This window comes from Mycobacterium sp. IEC1808 (genome assembly GCF_002101935.1).
Taxonomy (GTDB): domain Bacteria; phylum Actinomycetota; class Actinomycetes; order Mycobacteriales; family Mycobacteriaceae; genus Mycobacterium.
The window spans coordinates 1-21,998 of the sequence record NZ_LQPV01000071.1 but is presented as its reverse complement, the minus strand read 5'-3'; the positions used below and the strand labels follow the sequence as shown (position 1 = coordinate 21,998).

Genomic DNA, 21,998 nt, shown 5'->3' with positions numbered 1-21,998 from the left:
GCCGGTGAACGGAGCGGGCGAACACCATCGGGTCGCGTCGTTCGATGCGGCCGGGCTGCACCGACTGGTTGAGGTGCTGATCGAGCGGGGCTACCGCGTGGTCGGTCCGACGTTGCGGGACAACGCGATCGTGCTGGCGGAGCTGCAGTCCGCGGACGAACTGCCGCGCGGCTGGGGTGTTGATGTTTCTCCCGGGCATTATCGGGTGCGCCGCCGCGACGACGACGCCGCCTTCGGGCACTCGGCCGGGCCACAGTCGTTCAAACAATTCCTGCATCCGCCGCGGCAGCGATTGTGGGCCGGCACCCGGGACGGGACAAGCGACCCGGAACCCTTGGGCCCTGACGGGCCAGCGCCGCGCTACGCGTTCCTCGGCGTGCGCGGGTGCGACCTGGCGGCGATCTCGACCCTCGACGGGGTGCTTGGCCGCTCCGAGTATCCGGACACCTCTTTCGTCGGCCGGCGGCGACGGGCCTTCATCGTCGCGGTGAACTGCACGGAGCCGGGCGGGCTGTGCTTCTGCGCATCGATGGGCACCGGCCCTGCGGCCGGGCCGGGCTACGACTTGGCCCTGACGGAGCGCCTCGATCCAGACGCGCCGTCGTACCTCGTCGACGTCGGCAGCGACGAAGGCGCCGACGTCCTCGCGGCGGTGGCGCACCGGGCGGCGAGCGATGACGAAATCGCTTCCGCGCGTGCCGATGTCGAGGAAGCGGCCCATCACATGGGCCGCCGGATGCCGGACATGGACCTGCGGGAGCTGCTGATCGCCTCGCGCGAATCACCGCAGTGGGACGAGGTCGCCAGCCGCTGCCTGACGTGTGGCAACTGCACGATGGTGTGCCCGACCTGCTTTTGCACCACCACCGAGGACGTCAGCGACCTCACCGGCGAGCACGCCGAGCGTTGGCGGCACTGGGCGTCGTGCTTCGAGTTCGACTTCACCTACGTGCACGGCGGCGGCAGCGTGCGCCAGTCCGGGGCGTCGCGCTACCGGCATTGGCTGACCCACAAGCTGAGCACCTGGCACGACCAGTTCGGCACGTCGGGCTGCGTTGGCTGCGGTCGGTGCATCGCCTGGTGCCCCACCGGCATCGACATCACCGCGGAGATGAACAACATGGCGGGCAATGAGTGAGCCCGCATCGGCGATGGCGCCGGTGCCGTACCGGGTGCGCAGCCGCATCGTGGAGAGCCCCGATTCGGCGACGCTGTGCCTCGAGCCCGTCTGCGAGTCGCTGCGGACCCCGCTGCCGGGAGAGTTCATGATGCTCTACGCGTTCGGCGTGGGCGAGGCCGCGATCTCGATCAGCGGCGACCCCACCGTGACCGACGGCTCGATCACCCACACCATCCGCGCGGTGGGTGCGGTGAGCCGGGCCCTGCACAACGCCGAACCCGGCAGCGTCATCGGCGTCCGCGGTCCCTTCGGCACCACCTGGGGGCTACAGGAAGCCGTCGGGCGCGACCTGGTCCTGGTCGCCGGCGGCGTGGGCCTGTGCCCGCTGCGTCCGGCGGTGCTGGGCGCGCTGGCCGGACGATCGAGCTACGGCAAGGTGACGCTGATCGTCGGTGCGCGCTCGCGGGCGGACTTTGTGTTCGCCGAACAACTCGAAAAGTGGGCCGACGACCCGCAGATCGAACTGCACGTCACGGTCGACGTCCCGGTCCAGGGCTGGCGGGGCGAGGTCGGCCTGGTCACCGAGCCGCTGCACCGGCTCACGCTCGACCCCGATAACACCACCGCCTTCCTGTGCGGGCCGGAGCCCATGCTGCGGTTCGGCGCCGAGGCGCTGCTGGCCAAAGGCGTTGCCGCCCAGGACATTCGGGTGTCGCTGGAACGCAACATGCAATGCGGAATCGGGTGGTGCGGTCACTGCCAGCTGGGTCCGCTGCTGTTGTGCCGCGACGGCCCGGTCGTCGGCTACGACGTCGCCGGCCCGCTGCTTTCCGTGAAGGAGCTTTAGATGAGCCCGACCACACTGGCCGTGTGGAAGTTCGCGTCCTGCGACGGTTGCCAGCTCACCCTGCTGGACTGCGAGGACGAGCTGCTCACCCTGGCCGACCAGGTGCAGATCGCCACGTTCGCCGAGGCGTCCAGCGCGATGGTCGGCGGACCGTACGACGTGTCGCTGGTCGAAGGCTCGATCACCACCCACCACGACGAACAGCGCATCCGCGAGATCCGCGAGCAGTCAAAGGTTCTCGTCACCATCGGTGCGTGCGCGACGGCCGGGGGAGTGCAGGCGCTGCGCAATTTCGCCGACGTCGCCGAGTTCGCCTCCGTCGTCTACGCCAAACCGGAATACGTCGACACGCTGGCGACCTCCACGCCGGTGTCGGCGCACGTCAAGGTCGACTACCAGCTGCCCGGCTGCCCGATCGACCGCGGCCAGCTGCTCGACACCCTCGCGGCCCTGCTGATCGGGCGCAAACCCCAGATCCCGGCCAAGACGGTGTGCACCGAGTGCAAGCTCCGCGGCGTCACGTGCGTCGTTGTCTCGGAGGGGATTCCGTGCCTCGGCCCGGTCACCCACGCCGGCTGTGGGGCGCTGTGTCCCCGGCACCATCGCGGCTGCTTCGGCTGTTTCGGGCCGTCCGCGGCGCCGCGAACCGCGACGCTGATCCCGCTGCTGCGCCGTGATGCCATGTCCGACGGCGCCGTCGACCGGGTGTTCTCGACGTTCAACGTGACCACCTTCTCCGCCGAACGGAGCAACCAGTGAACCCGTCCACCCGCACGCTGAGCGTGGGCACGCTGACGCGCGTCGAGGGCGAAGGCGCGCTGCGTGTCGCGTTGAAGGACGGACAACTCGACAGCGTCGAGCTGAACATCTATGAGCCGCCCCGGTTTTTCGAGGCGTTCCTGCGCGGACGCGCCCACACCGAGCCGCCCGACCTGACGGCGCGGGTGTGCGGCATCTGCCCGGTCGCCTATCAGGTCAGCGCGTGCAACGCGATCGAAGACGCCTGCGGCGTCGACGTGGACCAGGAGCTCGTCGAGCTGCGCCGCTTGCTCTACTGCGGCGAATGGATCCACAGCCACATCCTGCACATCTACCTGCTGCACGCGCCGGATTTCCTCGGCTACCCCGACATCATCGGGATGGCGCGCGACCACCCGCGCGACGTCGAGCGCGGGCTGTCGCTGAAGAAGGCGGGCAACCAGCTGATGGAGTTCATCGGGGGTCGTGCGATCCACCCGGTCAACGTGCGGCTGGGGGGATTCTATTCGGTGCCAACGCGATCGGACTTCGCGCCGCTCGAAGAGCAGTTGCGCCGGGCCCTGGAGGACGCGCTCGCGACCGTCGAATGGGTGTCGCGCTTCGAGTTCCCCGACCTCGAACTGGACCACGAGTTTCTGGCGCTCACGGCGCCCGGCCGATACCCGATCGAGAACGGCGCCATCGCGCGCAGCACCGGCCCGCCGTTTCCCGTCGCCGAGTTCACCGCGCACGTCGTCGAATCCCAGGTGCCCCACTCCACCGCCCTGCACGCCACGCTCGACGGCGGCCGCCACCTGACCGGACCGCTGGCGCGGTTCTCGCTGAACGCCTCGGCGCTCTCACCCGTCGCGGCGCAGGCCGCCGCGCAAGCCGGCCTGGCGACCGAATGCCGAAACCCGTTCCGCAGCATCATCGTCCGCGCCGTCGAGGTGGTCTACGCGATCGAGGAGGCCTTGCGGATCATCGACGAATACCAGCGCCCGGCGCGCCCGTTCGTCGACGTCCCGGCGCGCGCCGGCGTCGGCCACGGCGTCAGCGAGGCGCCCCGGGGCCTGCTGTACCACGGCTACCGCATCGGCGAGGACGGGCTGGTTTCGGCGGCGACCATCGTCCCGCCCACCTCCCAGAACCAGGCGGCCATCGAAGCCGACCTGGCCAACCTGGTCTCCGGGAACCTCGCCCTCGACGACGCCACGCTGACCGCGCTGTGCGAGCAGCTGATTCGCAGCTACGACCCGTGCATCTCGTGTTCCGCGCACTTCCTGACTCTGACGGTGCAACGGGGATGACGGCCGCGTCGGGCGGGACCGTCGTGATCGGCCTGGGCAACCGCTACCGCGGCGACGACGGCGTCGGCGTCGCCGCGGCCGCCGAGCTGGACCGGTTGGCGCTGCCCGCGGTTCGCGTGGTGACCGACATCGCCGAACCGACGAGCCTGCTCGAGGCGTGGTCGGGCGCCACGCTCGCGGTGGTGATCGACGCCGCGGTTGGGACGCCGCCGGCGCCGGGCCGCGTGCGGCGATGCGGCCTGAGCGACGTGGCGGCTAGTGGCGGATTGAGTTCGCACAGCATCGATATCGTTCGCACGCACGCGCTGGGCGAGGCGCTCGGGCGAGTGCCCGACGAACTGGTGCTGCTGACGGTGGAAGTCGCCGACACCGGTCACCGGACCGGTTTGAGCCCCCGGGTTGCGCGCGCGGTGCCGGAAGTCGTCGGCATGGCGGTGGCCGAGCTCACCTGTCGCGCGGCCAACCAATAGGTGGGTTTCATTTGTGATAGCGCCGGTGCTATCGCAAATGGAAATCGCTCAAGGGACTTAGGGCCACAGCCCCGGGACGAACGGCTCTCGCGGGTGTGCGGGCGCGCTGGTTAGCGTCGAAATGGTCGAGAGCGAGATTGACTTGTGTCCGAGCAGCCGATGATCGCCGGCGCCGTCGAGCCGCGGGGCCGCGAACGGGTGCTGCTCCGAGCCGACGTCGCGGCGGCCCGCCCCGGCAGCGTGATCATCCTGGCCTTTGCCTTAGGCTGGTTCTTGCTGCTGGCCGTGCGCGAACACCTCGGTTTCGAGCGCGTCGCCCCCGGGCGGTTCGGGTGGTCGGTGGCTCTGCTCGCCGCCGCGGCCTTTATTGCACGCGGCATCTTCCTTGGCCGGCCGGTCACCGCCCGGCACGCGCTGATCGCCGGTGCCGCGCTGGGCGCCGGAGTGTTTGCTCACTTCCTCTCGTACGGCGTGCTCGGGAACTTTCTCATCGCCGGCAGTGGGCTCGCGCTCGTCCTGCCGACGACGGCCAAACCGCAACCTGAGCTGCTGGATCAGGTATGGCCGCTCGTGGACGCCACCCGCGAGGATCCGTTGTCGCCCTTCGCCATGCACTCGTCCAAGAGCTACCACTTCAACGCGGACCGGTCCGCGGCGATCGCTTACCGCACCCGGCTCGGGTTCGCCGTCGTCAGTGGGGACCCGATCGGCGACGCCACCCAATTCGACGGGCTGGTGGACGATTTCGTCCGCATGTGCCGAAGCCGCGGTTGGCAGATCATCGTGCTGGCCGCCGGGGAGCGGCACGTCAGCCTGTGGCGCAACGAGGTCGTCGGCCAGCAGATGATCACGGTGCCGATCGGCCGCGACGTCGTCGTCGACGTCCCGCGCTTCACGTTGGCGGGGCGGCGTTTTCGCAACGTGCGCCAGGCGGTGCAGCGGACCCGAAACAGCGGGGTCACCACGCAGATCGTCGACGAGCAAGGGCTCGGCCAAGCCCTCTCCGCGGAGCTGACCGAGGTGCTGTATGCCGCGCACCGTGCAGCGCGGACCGAACGCGGCTTCTGCATGAACCTGGACGGGGCCCTGCAGGGCCGCTATCCCGGCATCAAGCTGGCCATCGCGCGCGATCGGTCGGGCCGGGTGGTGGCGTTTCACCGCTACACCACGGCGGACGCGGGACTCGAAGTCAGCCTCGACGCACCGTTCCGCCGCCCCGACGCCCCGAACGGGGTCGACGAGCGCCTCAGCGTGGATATGATCGACGAAGCGAAACTCAATGGAGCGCTCCGGCTTTCGCTGGCGTTCGCCGCTTTCCCGGAGATCTTCGACGCTGTGAACCCGACGCCGCTGCAACGGGCCGCGTATCGGTTGATCCACCTGCTCGACCCGTTGATCCGGCTGGAGTCCCTGTACCGCTACCTCAATAAGTTTCATTGCGTGGCCGAGCGACGGTACGTGGTCCTATGCGCCCACCACATCCCGGCCGCGCTGCTGGTGTTGCTGTCGCTCGAGTTCCTGCCGCGCCCGCGCCGCAAGCGACTGGTGCGATGACTCAGGCGCGGTCGCGGCTGCCCAGCAGCGGCGGCCCGAACCGGAACCGGCGGCCGGTGACCATGTCGGGAAGCACGCGCACGTAGTGCGTCTTCTCGGAGGTCAGCCACGGCAACAGCTGTGCGCGTTCGGCTTCTTGGATCTGCTCGTCGGTGCGCAGCGAGCGGGCCCGGCCCTTGACGATCACGCTCCAGCCCTCCGCGACGTTGTGCTCGTCGACCTCGAACAGCACGCGGTTGTTGATCGCGGTGCTGACCAGCTTGGTGCCCTCCGCCGTGCGAAACAGGATCGACTTGTGCTGGACCACGAAGTTGACCGGAAAGATCTCGGGCACGCCGTCGACGCTGGTGACCAGTCGTCCCAGGGCCACGCCGGCCATCAGCCCCCAGCATTCGTGCTCCGGCAGGATCGTCACGCCGTCATCGGTTATGGACATAGCCACCCTTCTTCGATAGGTCAAAGTCATTCAACCGCTTGGCCGTTCGGGCAAGCGTAGCTAGCTAATCCTCAGCACGTCCTCCGATGCACGCCTGGGGGTCGGGGCGGGCGCGGCTTCCATCGGCGGCGCGATGCCGGCGCGGATCAGCACCTGCGGCTGGCCGTCGTGTTCCAGCAGGCCGCGCACGACGTCGCGGCTTTCGTCCAGCTCGATCAGATGGGTCAGCGTGCAGGTCGCCAGAAACGCCATCGTGCATTCCAGCAGCACGTTCGACAACACTTCGCCGCACCGCAGCACGTCCGCCCGGGTGTCTTCGGGGGTGGACAACACCAAAATCTTCGACCAGTCGACCGCAACCTCGGGGCGGCGATCCTGTTCCGTCCTGGCCGGAAATTCCCGCGCCACGTCCACGCGGCCAATTTCCTTGCCGGACAACAGCGCCTCCGGCGGCACACCCTCGTTCATCGCGAAAGGCGAAGTCCACCATTCGAGTTCGGCGTGATACGACGTGTCGTCTCGGCGCAGCGCCTCGGTGAGCTGTGAGGCCTTGACCAGCTCGGGGCGCTGGTCGTCGCGGAGCACGTCGAGTGTCACCAGGCTCTCGTCGAACGTGCTGCGCAGCACGGGCTCGAAGAGGTCCCAGTAGGTGGGCTGTCCCATCGGGAGCCGGTCGGTTCGGCGGTGCAGGATCGCGTTGGCGCGGTCGCGCTGCGCGCGCGTGACGTACTCGACGGGATGAAATCCCACAGTCGCCAAATGGTCCGGGTCGTTCGGATTGGGAAACCGTTCGACCTCCGAGCCCCATCCGGAGGCGAGCATGGCGACCCGAAGGTGATCGAGCGCGGCGCCACAGCTGAGGATCGCCTCCCGGCCGGAAGGGTCCGTGCCCGGCACCGTTCGGTCCCGGTCGACGAACAACCGCAACGTCCCGTCCTCGGCGACCCAGCGCCACGGCTGGCTGTTGTGCACCGACGGAGCCCGGCACGCGAGCTGCACCGCTTGTCTGAGGGTCTGCGTGTCCAGCGTCGTTTTCATGGCCGTCAATTCCTTGCCGAGGTTTGGCTTCACCATCGAAGGTAGGCCGGAACCCGGCCGGCGGCCAGGGTCGTTGTACCCGCTCGGCGGGGCCGATCAGGTGCCGAAAGGCCTACGCAGAAGAGTTCTTTTCGACGTAGCCCACCACGTCGGCCAGCGTCCGAAGCGACCCGTAGTCCGATTCGGGGATGTCGACGTGCAGCCGCCGGTGAATGCCGCGAAGGAAGCTGAGCCAGTCCATCGAATCGAGGTCGACCTGGTCGCGCAGCAGCACGTCGTCGCTGATGTCGTCCGGCTCGACTTCGGGGGCGATGTTTGTCAGCACGGAAAGGACCGCCGCCCGGGTGTCCTCGTTCGTTGTCGTCATGGCACTCACTTCCCTCACTTTTCGAGGAGGTCGGGCTGCTGGAGCAGCTCGTTGATCGCGCTGAGGAACAACGCACCGCGATGACCGTCACTCGCGCGATGGTCGGCGGCGAGCGTCGCTTGCACGGTGCTCATCACCCGGATTCCGCCGTCGATGACGCAGACCCGCTGGGCCGGCTGGCCGAAGCCGACGATCGCCACCTGCGGTGGGTAGATGACGCCGAAGACCGTGTCGACGCCCTTGTCGCCGAGGTTGGTGACGGTGATCGTCGGGTCGGACATTTCCGAGCTTCGCAGGGAGAAGGAGCGCGCCCGCGCGACGAGATCGGTGAGGTCGTCCATCAATTCGTCGAGTTTTTTCTCCGGGACGTCGTGGATGGCCGGCGCGACGAGACCGCCGCCGCGCAGCGAGATCCCGACGCCGACGTGCACCCCGTTCGCGGGCTCGAACCCGTCGTCGCGCCAAAATCCGTTGAACTCGCTGAAGCGCTGCGCGGCGAGGCCGACCGCCTTGAGCAGCAGTACGGCCGGCAGCACCCGCTCGTCGATGGACCGTTGCGCGTTGCGGGTGGTCAGCCAGGTCAGCGACTTCTCCAGCACGATCTCGTCGGCAAGGTAATAGTGCGGGATCTCGTGCTTCGACCGGCTCATCGCGGCGGCGATCGACGTGCGCATCGCGGCCGCGCGGTCGGCCGGTGTGGCCTTGGTCGCTTTCGCCTCTTTCGGCTTCTGCGGCTGCTGGGCGGCGGCGTGCCGGATGTGGGCGGCGGCGTGCTCGACGTCGCTGATGATGACGGCGCCCTGCGGGCCGGTGCCGCTCAGCGCGTCGATGTCGACGTGCAGGCTCATCGCGAGGCGGCGGGCCGCCGGCGACACCCATCGGCGGTGCTGCGGGGCGCCGGCGGAGGCGACCCCGACGGGCGGTTTGGCGCGTTCCGCCGCCGGTTTGTCACCGTTGGCCGCGGGGCGCTGTTTGGCGGCGGGCCGGGCCCGCTTTTCCGCCCGTTCGCCCGGGGCGAGCAGCGTCGCCAAAGTGGTTCCCACTTGGACCGTTTCACCGACGGGGACGAGCAGTTCGCCGACCGTGCCCTCGTGCCAGCATTCGATTTCCACGGCGGCCTTGGTGGTTTCGACGACGGCCACGATCTGGCCGCGCGTCACCTTGTCCCCGGGCTTGACCAGCCACTCGTTGAGCGTGCCCTCGTCCATGTCGGCGCCCAGGGCGGGCATCTTGAACTCGATCATTGCTGTGGCTCACCGAACAAACTCTGGACGGCGGCCACGATCTGGGTGGTTTGGGGCAGCGCCGCCTGCTCAAGGTGCTTGGCGTACGGCATCGGGACCTCGGCGCTGCACACCCGCGCGATGGGGGCGTCGAGGTCGTAGAACGCGCCCTCCACCACCCGCGCGGTGATCTCGGCGGCCAGGCTGCCGCTGCGCCAGGCCTCGTCGATGACGACCAGCCGATGCGTCTTGCGCACCGATTCCAGGATGGTGTCCTCGTCGAGCGGGCGCAGGACCCGCAGATCGATTACCTCGCAATCGATTCCGGCCAGCGACAGCTCGTTTGCGGCGTCGAGCGCTTTCCACAGCGAGCCGCCGTAGGCCACCACGGTGACGTCGGTGCCGCCGCGCCGAATGGCCGCCCGACAGATGTCGGTGGGGCCGAGGGTCTCGACATCCGACGAGGTGTTGTAGAGCTGGACGTGTTCGAAAATCACCACGGGGTCCGGGTCGGCGAGCGCCGGGCCCAGCATGCCGTAGACATCCTCGACGGTGGCCGGCGCCAGCACCTTGATGCCGGGGATGTGCGCATACCAGGGCTCCAGGCTGTGCGAGTGCTGGGCGGCGAGCTGGCGTCCGGCGCCCGTGGCCATGCGCACGACGATTGGGACCGAGAACTGCCCGCCCGACATGTGGCGAAGGGCCGCAGCGGTGTTGACGATCTGATCGAGCGCCAGCAGGCTGAAGTTCACGGTCATGACTTCGACGATGGGGCGTAATCCGTTGAGGGCGGCCCCGATTCCGATGCCGACGAAGCCCAGTTCCGACAGCGGTGTGTCGCGCACCCGCTCGGGTCCGAATTCGTCCAGCAGGCCCTTGGACGCCGCGTAGGTTCCGCCGTAGCGGCCGACGTCCTCGCCCATCAGCACCACCCGCGGGTCGTCGTGCAGGGCGTCGCGGATCGCGTCGTGAACGGCGGCCCGGTAGGTCGTCTTGGTCGTGTTCATCGTGCCTCCTCCGCACTGGGTGTGAGGACGTCGCGTTCGAGATCCGCCACGTCCTCCCAGGTTCCCGCCTCGGCGAAGGCCACCGCGGCCTCGATCTCGGCGACGGCCGAATCCTCGATCTCCCGAACGTCGTCGGCGGACAGCGTGCCGTCGTCCAGGCATCGGTCGGTGAACGACCGGATCGGGTCGCGCTGGCGCCAGCGTTCGACCTCTCCCTTGTCGCGGTACAGCTCCGGGTCGAACATCGAGTGCGCCCGGAACCGGTAGGTGCGGAACTCGATGAAGAACGGGCCGCCGGTGTCGCGGACGTGGTCGACGCCCTGCTGCGCGGCGACGTGGCAGGCCTCGACGTCCATCCCGTCGACGGCCATGGTCGGCACACGGTACGACGCGGCCTTGACCGTGAGGTCGGTCTGCGACTGTGCCCGCTCCAGCGCGGTGCCCATCGCGTAAAGGTTGTTCTCGCAACAGAACAGGACCGGCAGGTGCCACAGCGCGGCCATGTTCAGCGACTCGTGAAACGCGCCCTCGGCCACCGCGCCGTCGCCGAAGTAGCAGGCCGTCACCCGCTTCTGCTGCAGCATGGAGTCGGCCAGCGCGATGCCCACCGCGAGCGGCAGGCCGCCGGCGACGATCGCGTTGCCGCCGTAGAACCGCTTGGACGCGTCGAACAGGTGCATCGACCCGCCGCGCCCGCGGGAGCAGCCCTCCTGCTTGCCGAACATCTCGGCCATGATCGAGGTCATCGGGATGCCGCGCAGCAGCGCGTGCGCGTGCTCGCGGTACGTCGCGACCACCGCGTCGTCGTCGGCCAGCGCGCGCAGGGACCCGGCGGCGACGGCCTCCTCGCCGACGTAGAGGTGCAGGAACCCGCGAATCTTGGCCGCGCTGTACAGTTCCGCGCATTTCTCCTCCATGCGGCGCACGCGGACCATGTCCGACAACAGTTCGTGGGCCAGCTTTGTGTCTGTCATGACGGCACCCCCTCGGCGTGGTGGTCGGGTTGTCTCTCGATGGTGGAGGTGTCGCCCTCGGGCAGCCCGAGTTCGCGGGCCTTGAGCAGCCGGCGCATGATCTTGCCGCTGCTGGTGTGCGGCAACGTGTCGACGAACTCGAGCTCCTTGGGCGCCACGGTGGCGCCCAGCCGCTTGCGCGCGTGGCCGATCAGTTGCAGGCGCAGGTCTTCGTCGGCGACCACGCCGTTCTTAAGCGTGACAAAGGCTTTCACCATTTCGCCGACGGTCGGGTCGGGTATGCCGATGACGGCCGCCTCGGCAACCGCCGGGTGATCGGTGAGCGCGCTTTCGACCTCGAACGGGCCGATCAGATGCCCCGCGGACTTGATCACGTCGTCCTTGCGCCCGACGAACCAGAAGTAGCCGTCGGCGTCCTTCTTCGCAAGGTCCCCACTCAGGTAGAGCCCGTCGGCGAAGGCATTGCGGTAGCGCTCCTCGGCACCCAGGTAGCCGCGGAACATCGAGGGCCAGCCCGGCTTGAGCGCGAGCTCACCCTCGACATCGGGTTCGTCGACGACTTCGACGGAGCCGCTCGTCGTGCCATCGTCGTTGTGGCGCACGATGAATGCGTCCACGCCGGGCAGCGGCCGGCCCATGGACCCGGGTTTGATGTCGAACGCCGGCGTGTTGGCGATCATGATGCCGCCCGTCTCGGTCTGCCACCAGTTGTCGTGAATCGGCAAGCCCAGCACCCGCTTTCCCCACCAGACGGCCTCGGGGTTGAGCGGTTCGCCCACGCTGGCGATGAACCGCAGCCGCGGAAAGCGGTATTGCGCGGGCAATTCCGGGCCCGCCTTGATCAGCATCCTTATCGCGGTCGGTGCCGTGTACCACACCGACACACCCTGGTCCTGCAGGATTTGATACCACCGCTGGGCGTCGAACTCGGCCTCGTCGACGATCGAGGTGACCCCATGCAGCAGCGGGCTGATGATGCCGTACGAGGTTCCCGTCACCCAGCCGGGATCCGCTGTGCACCAATAGGTGTCGTCGGGGTGCAGGTCCAGCGCGTACAGGCCGGTGAGATAGTGCATCGCCACCGCGCCGTGCACGTGGATGGCGCCCTTCGGGGTGCCGGTGGTGCCGCTGGTGAAGTGCAGCAGTGCGGGGTCGTCGGCCGTAGTCGGCTCGATCGGCGCATTCTCGTCGGCCGCGTCCACCCACTGCCAGAAGTTGAGCGTTCCGGGTAGGGGATCGGCGGTGCCGTCCCCGTCGACGACGAAGACGTACCGCACCGACGGCAGCCGATCGCGGATCTTGGCGATCTTGCGCCGGTAGAGCGCCGCGGTGGTGACCAGGACGTCGGCCTGCCCGATGTTCACCCGGGTCGCGATCGGCTCGGGCCCGAAAGCAGAGAACAGCGGCGAGACGACGCTGCCGTTGCGAAGCGCGCCCAACATCGCGATGTAGAGCTCAGGCGAGCGATTCATCATCGTGAACACGCGGTCGCCCTTGCTGATGCCGAGCGAACGCAGGGCGCTGGAGAATCGTCTGGTGAACCGGCCGAGGTCCGCGTAGCTGAGATCGCGCGTGGTGATCGCGCCGTCCCAGCCCCCGTCGAGGATGAATCGCAACGCGGTGCGGGTCGCGGTCGGGCCCTCCGCGTGCCGGGCCACCGCGGCGTAGGCGATGTTGCAGCCGCCGGGTCCCATGCCTTCGCACAACGCCGGCACGTCGGACCAGTGAAACTGCGCGCGCGCTTGTTGGTAATCGGTGAGGTTGGGGCGGACGACGCAGTCGTCGGGGGTCTTATGGATGACGTCCATGAGGGGTCCTAGCGGTGTGGCCGGCTCTGTCGCCTGGGCATGTTCATCGTTTGCCCGGCCCGCAATGCCGCAATAGAGACGAAAGTCATCAATGGACCGGCGTCGCCCACCCGGGGACCAAGGACCCTGGCGGCGGAACGCGCGCATGCCCGAGGGTCGACGTGGGACAGGGAGTGAGCGTGCGCAATGACCCAGACGATGGTGGATACCGGCGTGATCACCAGCGCGGTGGCGTTGGCGTGCCGCGCACCGTCGCTGCACAACATTCAGCCTTGGCGCTGGGTGATGCAAAAGGCGAGCGTTGACCTGTTCGTCGACCCGCACCGGACGGTCACGGCGACCGACAGGTCGGGGCGCGAGGCGATCATCAGCTGCGGCGCCGCGCTCGATCATTTTCGGGTCGCGATGGCCGCGGCAGGCTGGGAGATCAACGTCGATCAGTTCCCCAACCCGAACAATCTCGACCACCTCGCCTCGGCCGACTTCGCCTCCCTCGACTATGTGACACAGGCCAGGCGGGATCGCGCCGACGCGATAGCGCGTCGCCGGACCAACCGGCTGCCGTTTCGCGCGCCGAGGCACTGGCCGTCGCTGGAAGCCGTATTGCGCAGCTCGTTCGACGACGAGCTGGTGACGCTCGATGTGCTGAACGACGATGCGCGACCGCGGTTGGCCGAGGCGTCCCGGCTTACCGATGAGCTGCGCCGCTACGACGATTCTTACCAGCACGAATTGCGTTGGTGGACATCGCCGTTGCGCGAGGCGGAAGGGATCCCCGAGGGCGCGCTGGCCTCGGAGTCGGACGCCCGACGGGTCGACGTCAACCGCCGGTTCCCCATCGACCCGTCCGACGAGCGCGGCTCCGCCGGCACCTACGACGAGGCGAAGATCCTGGTGCTGTCCACACCCGGGGACGCGCGGGTCGATGCCCTCAATTGCGGCGAGGCGCTTTCGGCGATCCTGCTGGAGTGCACGATGGCCGGCCTGGCCACCTGCCCCGTAACGCACCTCACCGAACTGCAATCCAGTCGCGACGTCATTTCCGATCTCGCAACCGGGCCCGCCGCGGTTCCTCAGATTTTGATCCGCGTCGGCGTCGAACCGGAGGGGGAGTTGACCCCCGAGCCGACGCCGCGGCGGCCCTTGGGCGACGTGTTGGAGATCCGGCGATGAAGGCCAAGGTCGGCGACTGGCTGGTGATCAAGGGCGGCACCATCGGACGCCGGGACGTGCGCGGGTTGATCACCGAGGTGCGGTCGGCGGAAGGCGAGCCGCCATACCAGGTTCGGTGGCTCGACACCGACGAACGGGCCACGGTGTTCCCAGGCCCCGACGCGATCGTCGTCACGGCGGCCGAGCAGCGAGCCGCCGACAAGCGGGCGCGGTCGCGGTTCGCCGCGATGCAGGCGGCCATCGCGGGTCAGGCCCGCACGGCGGGCAGAAGGAATTGAAATGTCCTCTCTGCCAATCGGTCCGCCGCTGCTGACCGACGGTGACGTCGACACGCTCGCGTGGCAGTTCCTGCGGTCGCCGTACGCGGACGACACCTATGCCGATTGGCCGCTCGACCGACGCCTCGACGGCTTCCTTCGCCGCGAGGGGTTGGACCGTCTCGTCGAGGACGGCGGCACATACGACCTCATCCTCGATCGCGTGATGGCCTACATCGCCGCTCGGGCCCGGCTTTCCAGCTGACGAGGGGGAGCCGACGAACGGCCCGCCACGCCGGGACTTCCGTCCCTACCGCGGGCAACGCCCTATTGGTCGGATGGACTCGTAACTGCCACAAATGTTGAGTTCTGGTAATTCCGACCACAACGAGCGGAGTCAACGACCATGCAGACGCCGTCGCGGCCGCCTGCGAGCCGACCCCAAATCGTCACGCTGACCATGAACCCGGCGCTGGACATCACGACGAGCGTCGACGTCGTGCGCCCGACGGACAAATTGCGCTGCGCCGAAACCCGTTACGACCCGGGCGGTGGCGGCATCAACGTCGCGCACATCGCCCACGAGCTCGGCGGGTCGGTGCTGGCGGTCTTTCCCGCCGGCGGGACGACCGGTGGCCTGATCGCGCGGCTGCTGGCCGACGAGGGCGTGCCGTTTTGGCAAGTCCCGATCGGCGCCGCCACGCGCGAGAGCTTCACCGTCAACGAGACCAGCAGTGGCCGCCAGTACCGCTTCGTCCTACCGGGACCGCAACTGACGCTGCGCGAACAGGCGCACTGCCTCGAACAGCTGCGGATGGCGGCGAAGTCGGCCGAATTCGTGGTGGCGAGCGGCAGCCTGCCGCCGGGCGTGACCACCGACTTCTACCAGCGGGTCGCCGACATGTGCGGCCACGTCGGCGCCGGTCTGATCCTGGACACCTCCGGCGGCGGCCTGCGACACGTCTCCTCGGGCGTGTTCCTCCTCAAGGCCAGCGTCCGAGAGCTGCGGGAATGCGTGGGCCGCCCCCTGGAAACCGAGGCCGAACAGCTCGCGGCCGCACACGAACTCGTCGACAGCGGTCGCGCCGAAGCGGTGCTGGTGTCCCTGGGGTCAAAGGGCGCGCTGCTCGCGACGGCCCATGCCAGCCAGCGCTTTTCGGCGATTCCGATGCCCGGCGGGAGCGGCGTTGGGGCCGGCGATGCAATGGTCGCGGCCATCACGGTCGGGCTCTCTCGCGGCTGGCCGCTGGTCAAGGCCGTTCGGCTGGGCATCGCGGCGGGCGCGGCGATGCTGATGACGCCCGGCACCGCCGCCTGCCTTCGCGCGGACGTGGAGAAGCTGTTCGCCCAATCGGCGGAACCCTGCGATATCGCAAATGACGAACGGCTACCCAGATAAGGCCGAACGACCCCTCTGTAACGAGCGGCGCGGCAATAGCCTGAATTTTGAAGAGTCAGGAGCCGACATGAACCAGCTGGACGCCAAGTCGGTGGTCGTGGGCGTCAACGGCTCACAAGCCGCGGTTAACGCCGCCAAGTGGACGGTCGATGAGGCGCTGAGCCGGCAGCTGCCGATGCGCCTCGTCTACGTCATCCCTCGCCGGGACACAGGGTCGGAGCCGCTCTCCGAGTGGGAGCTGGAGCGCGCTGAGATGGCGCTGTCCCGAGCGGAGTGCGCCGTACAACAGGCGAAAAAGCCGGTCGAGGTCGAAACGGCAATCCTCTCAGGCGATCCCGGCAAAGTGCTGGTCGACGAATCGCGGGACGCTGCCTTGGTTTGCGTCGGCACGTCCAGGCGCGGGTGGGCGTCCGACGGCCTGCTGGGGCCGACGGCCACCACGTTGGTCGCCGAGGCGCAGTGCCCGGTCGCGATCATCCGCACCAATCCCGACGGCTCGCCGACCGAGCTGGGCGTGATCGCCGTCGTGCTCAACGACGAGCCGGACAACGACGAAGTCGTGCACCAGGCCATGGAGCAGGGCCGGCGCCGCCACGCGACCGTCCGACAGATCGATCGGCGACTGAACAGCTGGGTCAGGCGCTACCCGGACGTGCACGTACAGACGGTCGCCGCGGGCACCGGCGTGAAAACCGGTGAAAGGCAGGGCGGCGCCGTCGGATTGGCTCCCCAATTGGCTGTCGTCGGCAGCGCCGACGCCCTCGAGATCGCCGGGCTGTCCACGCCGAATTGCCACCCGATCGTGGGCTATCCCGACTGTTCCGTCCTCGTGGTCCGCCATTAGAGGACAGTCAGTGAACGAATTGGCTACGCCGCAGTCGATCGTGGTCGGCATCGACGGTTCGAAGGCGGCGATCCGGGCGGCGCTCTGGGCACTCGACGAGGCGGTGAGTCGTGACGCCCCCTTGCGGCTCGTGTGCGCGACCGAACGAGATGACACGCCGGCTACCGGCCAGGCGGCTATTCGCCAGGCGGTCAAGACAATTGAGGCCGCGGGCAAGCCGGTGAAGATCGAAACCGAGGTGGTCCACGGCCCGGCGATCGGCTGCTTGATCAGCGCGTCGGCGGCGGCGGGCATGGTGTGCGTCGGAGCGGTCGGATTGCGTCACTTCCGGCCGGGCCGGGTGGGTTCCACCGCCGCGGCCTTGGCGATGTCGGCGCGCTGCCCGGTCGGCATCATCCGCGCCCGAGACGACCACCTGCACCGCCCCGACGGGATCGTCGTCGAACTGGACGGGTCGCCCGACAACGGGGTCTTGCTGGGCGCCGCCGCGGCGGAGGCCCGGCTGCGCAATGCCGCCATCCGAGCGATCATCTGCCGCCGGACCGCGCCGGACGACAAGGGGCCGGACGACCGAGACGGCGATCGCCGGGCACTCGCCGACCTGGATCGCCGGCTGGCCCGCTGGACGCGGCAGTATCCGGATCTGCGGGTGGAGTCGGTGGCCGTGCACGGCGGCCTGCTCGAGTATTTGGCCTACAACCGCGGCTCGGTAGGCCTTGTGATCGCCGGCGCCCGCGACCGCCGGCAGCTGAGGGAACTCGTCGGACCGGCCGGCAGCGCGGTCCTGCAGGACGCCGATTGTTCGCTGTTGGTCGTCAATCAGCAGCACTTATGACGCGGGCGATAATGAAAACATGCGATATTGACAGTCGGTCGCGTAAGAAAGGGCTTTTGATGGTCAAGGTTTTCCTCGTCGATGACCATGAGGTCGTGCGGCGCGGTCTTGCCGATTTGCTCGCGTCGGACCCCGAACTGGAAATCGTCGGCGAAGCCGGTTCCGTGTCGGAGGCAAAGGCGCGCATACCGGCCTTGCGGCCCGACGTCGCGGTCCTTGACGTGCGCCTTCCCGACGGCAACGGAATCGAACTGTGCCGCGACCTGGTCTCCGACCACCCGGACCTGCGGTGCCTGATGTTGACGTCATTCACTTCTGACGAGGCGATGCTGGAGGCGATCCTGGCCGGCGCCAGCGGCTACGTCGTCAAGGACATCAAAGGCATGGAGCTCGCCCACGCGATCAAAGAGGTCGGCGCCGGCAAATCCCTCCTGGACAACCGCGCCGCCGCCGCGCTGATGGCGAAGCTTCGCGGGACGACCGAACGCGAAGACCCGCTCTCCGGGCTGACCGAACAGGAGCGGACGCTGCTCGGGCTGCTCAGCGAAGGTCTGACCAACCGGCAGATTGCCGCCCGGATGTTTCTTGCCGAAAAGACGGTGAAGAACTACGTTTCCCGTTTGCTGGCCAAATTGGGCATGGAGCGCCGGACGCAGGCTGCCGTGTTCGCCTCCAAACTGGATCAACGGTCCGGTCGGCCTCCAGCCGCATCGCCCGACTAGTCGGCAGCGGATAACGGACTAATCGACGCAGTCCGGGTAGCGAAAGCCGGTCCTTTGGGAAAACGGGCGGTTGGCGCCGCCCGGCGAGGTTGGGCGCCGGACTAGATGGGATTAAGCTTTTCGAAGCATCTCGCGTTGCCGTTTTCGTAGTTATACGTTTCGCGAACGCAAGCTGCACATAGCTGACGCGTCGTGGAGGTATCGGTTCGGGTGACCGACGGCGACCAGGATAGTTCTGCCTTTGCTGGCTTGGGCCAACGTGGGCTGGTCAGCAGAATGCACGCGCAACTGGACGAGTTGCTGGCAGCGCGCGATCAAATGGAGCACCTGCTGCGCGTGTTCGTCGAGATCGGCGCGAACGTCGACGACCTTGACGCGACGCTGCACCGGATCATCGCCGCGGCCAGGGAACTGACCTCCGCCCCCTACGGCGCGCTCGCCATCCGCGACCCCGACGGCACCCTGCTGAGGTTCATCCACGAGGGCATGGACCCCGAAACCGTCGAACGCATCGGACCCCTGCCGGTGGGCAAGGGCCTGCTGAGCCTGTCGCTCCTCGACACCCCGGCCCTGCGGGTGGACGACATGAGCACACACCCGGCCGCCGCCGGGTTCCCCGCGCACCACCCGCCCATGCGAGCCTTCCTCGCGGTGCCCATCACGATCCGCGGGATCGTCTTCGGCAACATTTACCTGACCCACGTCGACCCGGCGCGGGTGTTCTCCGAGTCCGACGAGGTCGCCGCCCGCGCGCTCGCGTTCGCGGCCGCGGCCAGCATCGACAACGCCCAGCTCTTCGAGCGCGAGCGGCTGTCGGTGAAGTGGATGGAGGCGAGCCGCGAGATCACGACCGCGCTGCTGTCCAGCACCGAGCCGAACCGGCGCCCGCTGCAATTGATCGCCGAGAGTGCGCGCACCCTGACCGGCGCCGAACAGGCGATCGTGCTGGTCCCGGCCGACGCCGACCTGCCGTACGACGAGGTCGACACGCTGGTGGTGGCAGCTTCGGTGGGGGTTAACGCCGACGACGTGATGGGCCGCCAGGTCCCGGTCAACGGTTCCACCAGCGGCGAGGTCTTCCGAACCGGCCAACCGATCATCACCGAGTCCTTGCAGTACCCGATCCAGGCGTTCACCGATGTCGGACAGCGCCCCGCGATACTGATGCCGCTACGCACCGACGACCAGGTCGCCGGCGTCATCGCGATCGCCCGCGGCGCCGACCAGCCGCCGTTCGACGAGAGCTACCTCGACCTGGTCAGCGATTTCGCCACCCACGCCGCGATAGCCCTGGTCCTGGCCGCCGCCCGGGACGACTCGCGCCAGCTGACCATCGTCGCCGAGCGCGAGCGCATCGCCCACGACCTGCACGACCACGTCATCCAGCGGCTGTTCGCCACCGGCATGGACCTGCAGGGCACGCTTGCCCGGGCCCGCTCTCCGGAGGTGGCCGAGCGGCTCAACCGCACGCTCGACGATCTGCAGACCATCATCGAGGAGATCCGGACGACGATCTTCCAGCTCAAATCCCCGTTGGGAAAGGGCGCCGAGTTCCGGCAGAGGATCCAGCAGGTGGTTGCCGACCTCACCGAGAATCGCGAGATCGTCACCACGATGCGCCTACACGGCCCGATGACCGCGGTCAGCGGCGAACTCGCCGAGCATGCCGAGGCGGTCGCCGCGGAAGCGGTCAGCAACGCCCTTCGCCACTCGGGGGCGTCCCGGCTGACCGTCGAGGTGGATGTCGCCGACATGTTCATCCTCGACGTCATCGACAACGGCTGCGGGATCCCCACCGACAACACGCGCAACAGTGGGCTGGCCAACATGAAGTACCGCGCCGAACAACTCGGCGGCACCTGCGAGGTCACCAATCCGCCGGAGGGTGGCACGCGCGTCCACTGGATCGCGCCGCTGACCGACGACTAACGGGCTGGGGTCTAACGGCCCTGCCGGGTGGTGCCGAATCCGAATAACGTCGTGAATCATGAGCGATCAGGCGGTGGGCTCCGCGGGTACGGCCCGGCTGCTAGACGGACGTGTCGTGTCGTTACGCCCCCTCACCGGCGGGGACGCGAAGGCCGTCATGGCGCTACATCAACACCTGAGCGATCACGACCGCTACTATCGCTTCTTCACGCTGCAGCCGGTCCAGCTCGACGAAGTCGTCGACAAGCTAACCCAACCCGCCGACGGCCGATGCGCCCTCGGGGCATTCGACGCGGACCGGCTGATCGGGGTGGCGAACTACACCGTCGTGCGCGAGCAGCCGAAAGCGGCCGAGTTCGCGATAGTGGTTGCGCATGAAGATCATTCGCTCGGCGTGGGAACGGCCTTGCTCAAACACCTGGCGCGGGTCGCTCAGGCCCAGGGAATCGGGCACTTCGTCGCCGACGTCCTCGGCGAGAACCATCTCATGCTGATGGTCGTGTTCGACCTCGGCTGGCGCTGCGAGCCGGCGCAGTACGGATCCGTCCGCCACCTCGAGATCGAACTGCCCAATCTGGGTGACGAGGCGGCGAAATGCCCCGCATGACAAATAAATTCGGGATCCTGGTCTCCGTCGACGGATCGCCGGCATCCGATGCCGCCGTCGCCTGGGGTGCGCGCGAGGCCATCATGCGCGAGCTACCCCTCACGCTGATGCACGCCGTCGCACCGGTGGTCGTCGGCTGGCCGGTGGGCCAACTGTACGACGAGATGCCCGAGTGGCAACACGACGACGCGCGGCACGTCATCGATCAGGCCCACAAGACGCTGACCGCCGCTCTGGCGGGGGCTGCGCCACCCGAAACACGCACGGAGGTCGCGTATTCCGGCGTGGTGCCTGCGCTGGTCGAGGCCTCCAAGGACGCGTGGATGGTCGTCGCCGGCAGCCAGGGCCTGGGCGCGATGGGCCGGCTGCTGTTGGGCTCGGTCACCACGGGATTGGTGCACTACGCGCACTGCCCGGTCGCGGTCATCCACTCGGATGGGACGGCCGCCGCCGCCGACGCGCCGGTGCTGCTGGGCATCGACGGATCGCCCGCGTCGGAGGCGGCGACGGCCCTGGCCTTCGACGAGGCAGCGCGCCGCGGCGTCGGGCTGCGCGCGCTGCACGCGTGGAGCGACGTGGGGGTGTTTCCGGTGCTGGGGATGGACTGGCGCGACCGCGAGCGCGAGGGGCAGGAGATCCTCGCCGAACGCCTGGCCGGCTGGCAGGAACGGTATCCGGACGTGCGCGTCGAGCGATTGCTCTTCTGCGACAAGCCATCCCACTGGTTGCTCAAGGAGTCCGAGCACGCCCAGCTGGTCGTGGTCGGTAGCCGCGGGCGCGGCGGATTTCCCGGGATGCTGCTCGGGTCGGTGAGCTCCGCCGTGGCGCAGTCGGCGAAAGTTCCCGTGATTGTTGTCCGTGAGGAGAATCGATGATCGAAGTGTTGGAGGACATGCCGCAGGGCGTGACCGGCATCCGGGTGTCGGGCCGGCTGCGTGGCAACGAGCTGCGCCACTTCAAGCCCGAGATGGAAAAGATGCTGCAGGGCGGCGAGATCAGGATCGTCGAAGTCATCGCACCCGACTACGAGGGCTTCGGACCGGGCGGATTCGCCGAGGACCTCAAGCTCGGGTTCGGCGCGCTCTTCACGCATTACTCGGACTTCAAGCGGATCGCCGTGGTGTCCGATAAGGACTGGGTCGGCCACGTCATGCACGCGGTGGCGTGGATGATGCCCGGCGAGCTCGCCGTGTTCGGGCTCGACGAGCTCGACCGCGCGAAGGAATGGGCCGCCGGAACTTCGTAACCCCTTGTGTCACTTTGGTTTCTGTGGTCACAGATGGGCGTTTGTTGTCGGTGGGTGTTTCTACGATTTGGGGTATGGGTGCGAGTAGTCGTGA

24 protein-coding genes are annotated in these 21,998 nt (G+C 68.3%); 17 read left to right on the top strand and 7 right to left on the bottom strand.

Features of this window, described 5'->3' with window-relative positions; genetic code table 11:
- The first annotated feature begins 4 nt into the window (after nucleotides 1–4).
- The 6 genes from AWB92_RS28670 to AWB92_RS28645 all read left to right on the top strand — a co-directional run bounded on the left by AWB92_RS28670 (nucleotide 5) and on the right by AWB92_RS28645 (nucleotide 6,039).
- Complete coding sequence (locus AWB92_RS28670; RefSeq protein ID WP_241523633.1) at nucleotides 5–1,138, top strand: 4Fe-4S dicluster domain-containing protein; 1,134 nt, start codon at nucleotides 5–7, stop codon at nucleotides 1,136–1,138.
- Nucleotides 1,131–1,967: an FAD/NAD(P)-binding protein gene (locus tag AWB92_RS28665; RefSeq protein ID WP_085191731.1), complete on the top strand. Its 837-nt coding sequence runs from the start codon at nucleotides 1,131–1,133 to the stop codon at nucleotides 1,965–1,967. The genes AWB92_RS28670 and AWB92_RS28665 overlap by 8 nt, the downstream gene beginning before the upstream one ends.
- Entirely contained in the window at nucleotides 1,968–2,726 is a 759-nt protein-coding gene (locus AWB92_RS28660; protein ID WP_085191729.1) for an oxidoreductase, read from the top strand. It abuts the gene before it with no gap.
- Nucleotides 2,723–4,015: a nickel-dependent hydrogenase large subunit gene (locus AWB92_RS28655; RefSeq protein WP_085191727.1), complete on the top strand. Its 1,293-nt coding sequence runs from the start codon at nucleotides 2,723–2,725 to the stop codon at nucleotides 4,013–4,015. The genes AWB92_RS28660 and AWB92_RS28655 overlap by 4 nt, the downstream gene beginning before the upstream one ends.
- A complete protein-coding gene (locus tag AWB92_RS28650; RefSeq protein WP_085191725.1) occupies nucleotides 4,012–4,485 on the top strand; it encodes a hydrogenase maturation protease in 474 nt (157 codons plus the stop codon). The genes AWB92_RS28655 and AWB92_RS28650 overlap by 4 nt, the downstream gene beginning before the upstream one ends.
- 144 nt (nucleotides 4,486–4,629) lie before the next feature.
- Nucleotides 4,630–6,039 carry a phosphatidylglycerol lysyltransferase domain-containing protein gene (locus AWB92_RS28645; RefSeq protein ID WP_241523632.1) on the top strand — a complete coding sequence of 470 codons (1,410 nt, stop codon included), beginning with the start codon at nucleotides 4,630–4,632 and terminating at the stop codon, nucleotides 6,037–6,039.
- Between the two features lies 1 nt (nucleotide 6,040).
- Here AWB92_RS28645 and AWB92_RS28640 read toward each other — a convergent pair whose 3' ends face one another.
- The 7 genes from AWB92_RS28640 to acsA all read right to left on the bottom strand — a co-directional run bounded on the left by AWB92_RS28640 (nucleotide 6,041) and on the right by acsA (nucleotide 12,892).
- On the bottom strand, nucleotides 6,041–6,475 hold the full coding sequence (locus tag AWB92_RS28640) for a pyridoxamine 5'-phosphate oxidase family protein (RefSeq protein ID WP_085191723.1): 435 nt from the start codon (nucleotides 6,473–6,475) through the stop codon (nucleotides 6,041–6,043).
- A gap of 60 nt (nucleotides 6,476–6,535) precedes the next feature.
- On the bottom strand, nucleotides 6,536–7,513 hold the full coding sequence (locus AWB92_RS28635) for an NAD(P)H nitroreductase (RefSeq protein ID WP_085191815.1): 978 nt from the start codon (nucleotides 7,511–7,513) through the stop codon (nucleotides 6,536–6,538).
- 112 nt (nucleotides 7,514–7,625) lie between these two features.
- The gene (locus tag AWB92_RS28630) at nucleotides 7,626–7,880 is read right to left on the bottom strand and encodes a phosphopantetheine-binding protein (RefSeq protein ID WP_085191721.1); all 255 of its coding nucleotides are present in this window, start codon (nucleotides 7,878–7,880) and stop codon (nucleotides 7,626–7,628) included.
- A gap of 14 nt (nucleotides 7,881–7,894) precedes the next feature.
- The gene (locus AWB92_RS28625) at nucleotides 7,895–9,124 is read right to left on the bottom strand and encodes a dihydrolipoamide acetyltransferase family protein (RefSeq protein WP_085191719.1); all 1,230 of its coding nucleotides are present in this window, start codon (nucleotides 9,122–9,124) and stop codon (nucleotides 7,895–7,897) included.
- Nucleotides 9,121–10,110 (bottom strand): alpha-ketoacid dehydrogenase subunit beta, encoded by a 990-nt coding sequence (locus AWB92_RS28620; RefSeq protein WP_085191717.1) that lies wholly within the window; start codon nucleotides 10,108–10,110, stop codon nucleotides 9,121–9,123. The genes AWB92_RS28625 and AWB92_RS28620 overlap by 4 nt, the downstream gene beginning before the upstream one ends.
- On the bottom strand, nucleotides 10,107–11,084 hold the full coding sequence (pdhA, locus tag AWB92_RS28615; protein ID WP_085191714.1) for a pyruvate dehydrogenase (acetyl-transferring) E1 component subunit alpha: 978 nt from the start codon (nucleotides 11,082–11,084) through the stop codon (nucleotides 10,107–10,109). Before pdhA ends, AWB92_RS28620 begins: the two co-directional genes overlap by 4 nt.
- Nucleotides 11,081–12,892 carry an acetate--CoA ligase gene (gene acsA, locus AWB92_RS28610; protein WP_085191712.1) on the bottom strand — a complete coding sequence of 604 codons (1,812 nt, stop codon included), beginning with the start codon at nucleotides 12,890–12,892 and terminating at the stop codon, nucleotides 11,081–11,083. The genes pdhA and acsA overlap by 4 nt, the downstream gene beginning before the upstream one ends.
- A 186-nt stretch (nucleotides 12,893–13,078) precedes the next feature.
- On the opposite strand from acsA, the gene AWB92_RS28605 reads away from it, so the two are divergent.
- The 11 genes from AWB92_RS28605 (at nucleotide 13,079) to AWB92_RS28555 (ending at nucleotide 21,904) form a co-directional block, all read left to right on the top strand.
- Nucleotides 13,079–14,065: a nitroreductase family protein gene (locus AWB92_RS28605; protein ID WP_085191709.1), complete on the top strand. Its 987-nt coding sequence runs from the start codon at nucleotides 13,079–13,081 to the stop codon at nucleotides 14,063–14,065.
- Nucleotides 14,062–14,343 (top strand): DUF1918 domain-containing protein, encoded by a 282-nt coding sequence (locus AWB92_RS28600; RefSeq protein WP_085191707.1) that lies wholly within the window; start codon nucleotides 14,062–14,064, stop codon nucleotides 14,341–14,343. Before AWB92_RS28605 ends, AWB92_RS28600 begins: the two co-directional genes overlap by 4 nt.
- Nucleotide 14,344: 1 nt before the next feature.
- Nucleotides 14,345–14,587: a hypothetical protein gene (locus tag AWB92_RS28595; RefSeq protein WP_173817512.1), complete on the top strand. Its 243-nt coding sequence runs from the start codon at nucleotides 14,345–14,347 to the stop codon at nucleotides 14,585–14,587.
- 141 nt (nucleotides 14,588–14,728) lie between these two features.
- Complete coding sequence (locus AWB92_RS28590; protein WP_085191703.1) at nucleotides 14,729–15,721, top strand: 1-phosphofructokinase family hexose kinase; 993 nt, start codon at nucleotides 14,729–14,731, stop codon at nucleotides 15,719–15,721.
- 67 nt (nucleotides 15,722–15,788) lie between these two features.
- On the top strand, nucleotides 15,789–16,565 hold the full coding sequence (locus AWB92_RS28585; protein ID WP_085191701.1) for a universal stress protein: 777 nt from the start codon (nucleotides 15,789–15,791) through the stop codon (nucleotides 16,563–16,565).
- Nucleotides 16,566–16,575: 10 nt separating this feature from the next.
- Nucleotides 16,576–17,400: a universal stress protein gene (locus AWB92_RS28580; protein WP_085191699.1), complete on the top strand. Its 825-nt coding sequence runs from the start codon at nucleotides 16,576–16,578 to the stop codon at nucleotides 17,398–17,400.
- 59 nt (nucleotides 17,401–17,459) lie between these two features.
- Complete coding sequence (locus AWB92_RS28575; RefSeq protein WP_068100009.1) at nucleotides 17,460–18,122, top strand: response regulator transcription factor; 663 nt, start codon at nucleotides 17,460–17,462, stop codon at nucleotides 18,120–18,122.
- A gap of 276 nt (nucleotides 18,123–18,398) precedes the next feature.
- A complete protein-coding gene (locus AWB92_RS28570) occupies nucleotides 18,399–20,051 on the top strand; it encodes a GAF domain-containing protein (RefSeq protein ID WP_085191697.1) in 1,653 nt (550 codons plus the stop codon).
- A gap of 58 nt (nucleotides 20,052–20,109) precedes the next feature.
- Entirely contained in the window at nucleotides 20,110–20,658 is a 549-nt protein-coding gene (locus AWB92_RS28565; RefSeq protein ID WP_085191694.1) for a GNAT family N-acetyltransferase, read from the top strand.
- A complete protein-coding gene (locus tag AWB92_RS28560; RefSeq protein WP_085191813.1) occupies nucleotides 20,655–21,533 on the top strand; it encodes a universal stress protein in 879 nt (292 codons plus the stop codon). Before AWB92_RS28565 ends, AWB92_RS28560 begins: the two co-directional genes overlap by 4 nt.
- A complete protein-coding gene (locus AWB92_RS28555) occupies nucleotides 21,530–21,904 on the top strand; it encodes an STAS/SEC14 domain-containing protein (RefSeq protein WP_085191692.1) in 375 nt (124 codons plus the stop codon). The genes AWB92_RS28560 and AWB92_RS28555 overlap by 4 nt, the downstream gene beginning before the upstream one ends.
- Nucleotides 21,905–21,998: the final 94 nt, after the last annotated feature.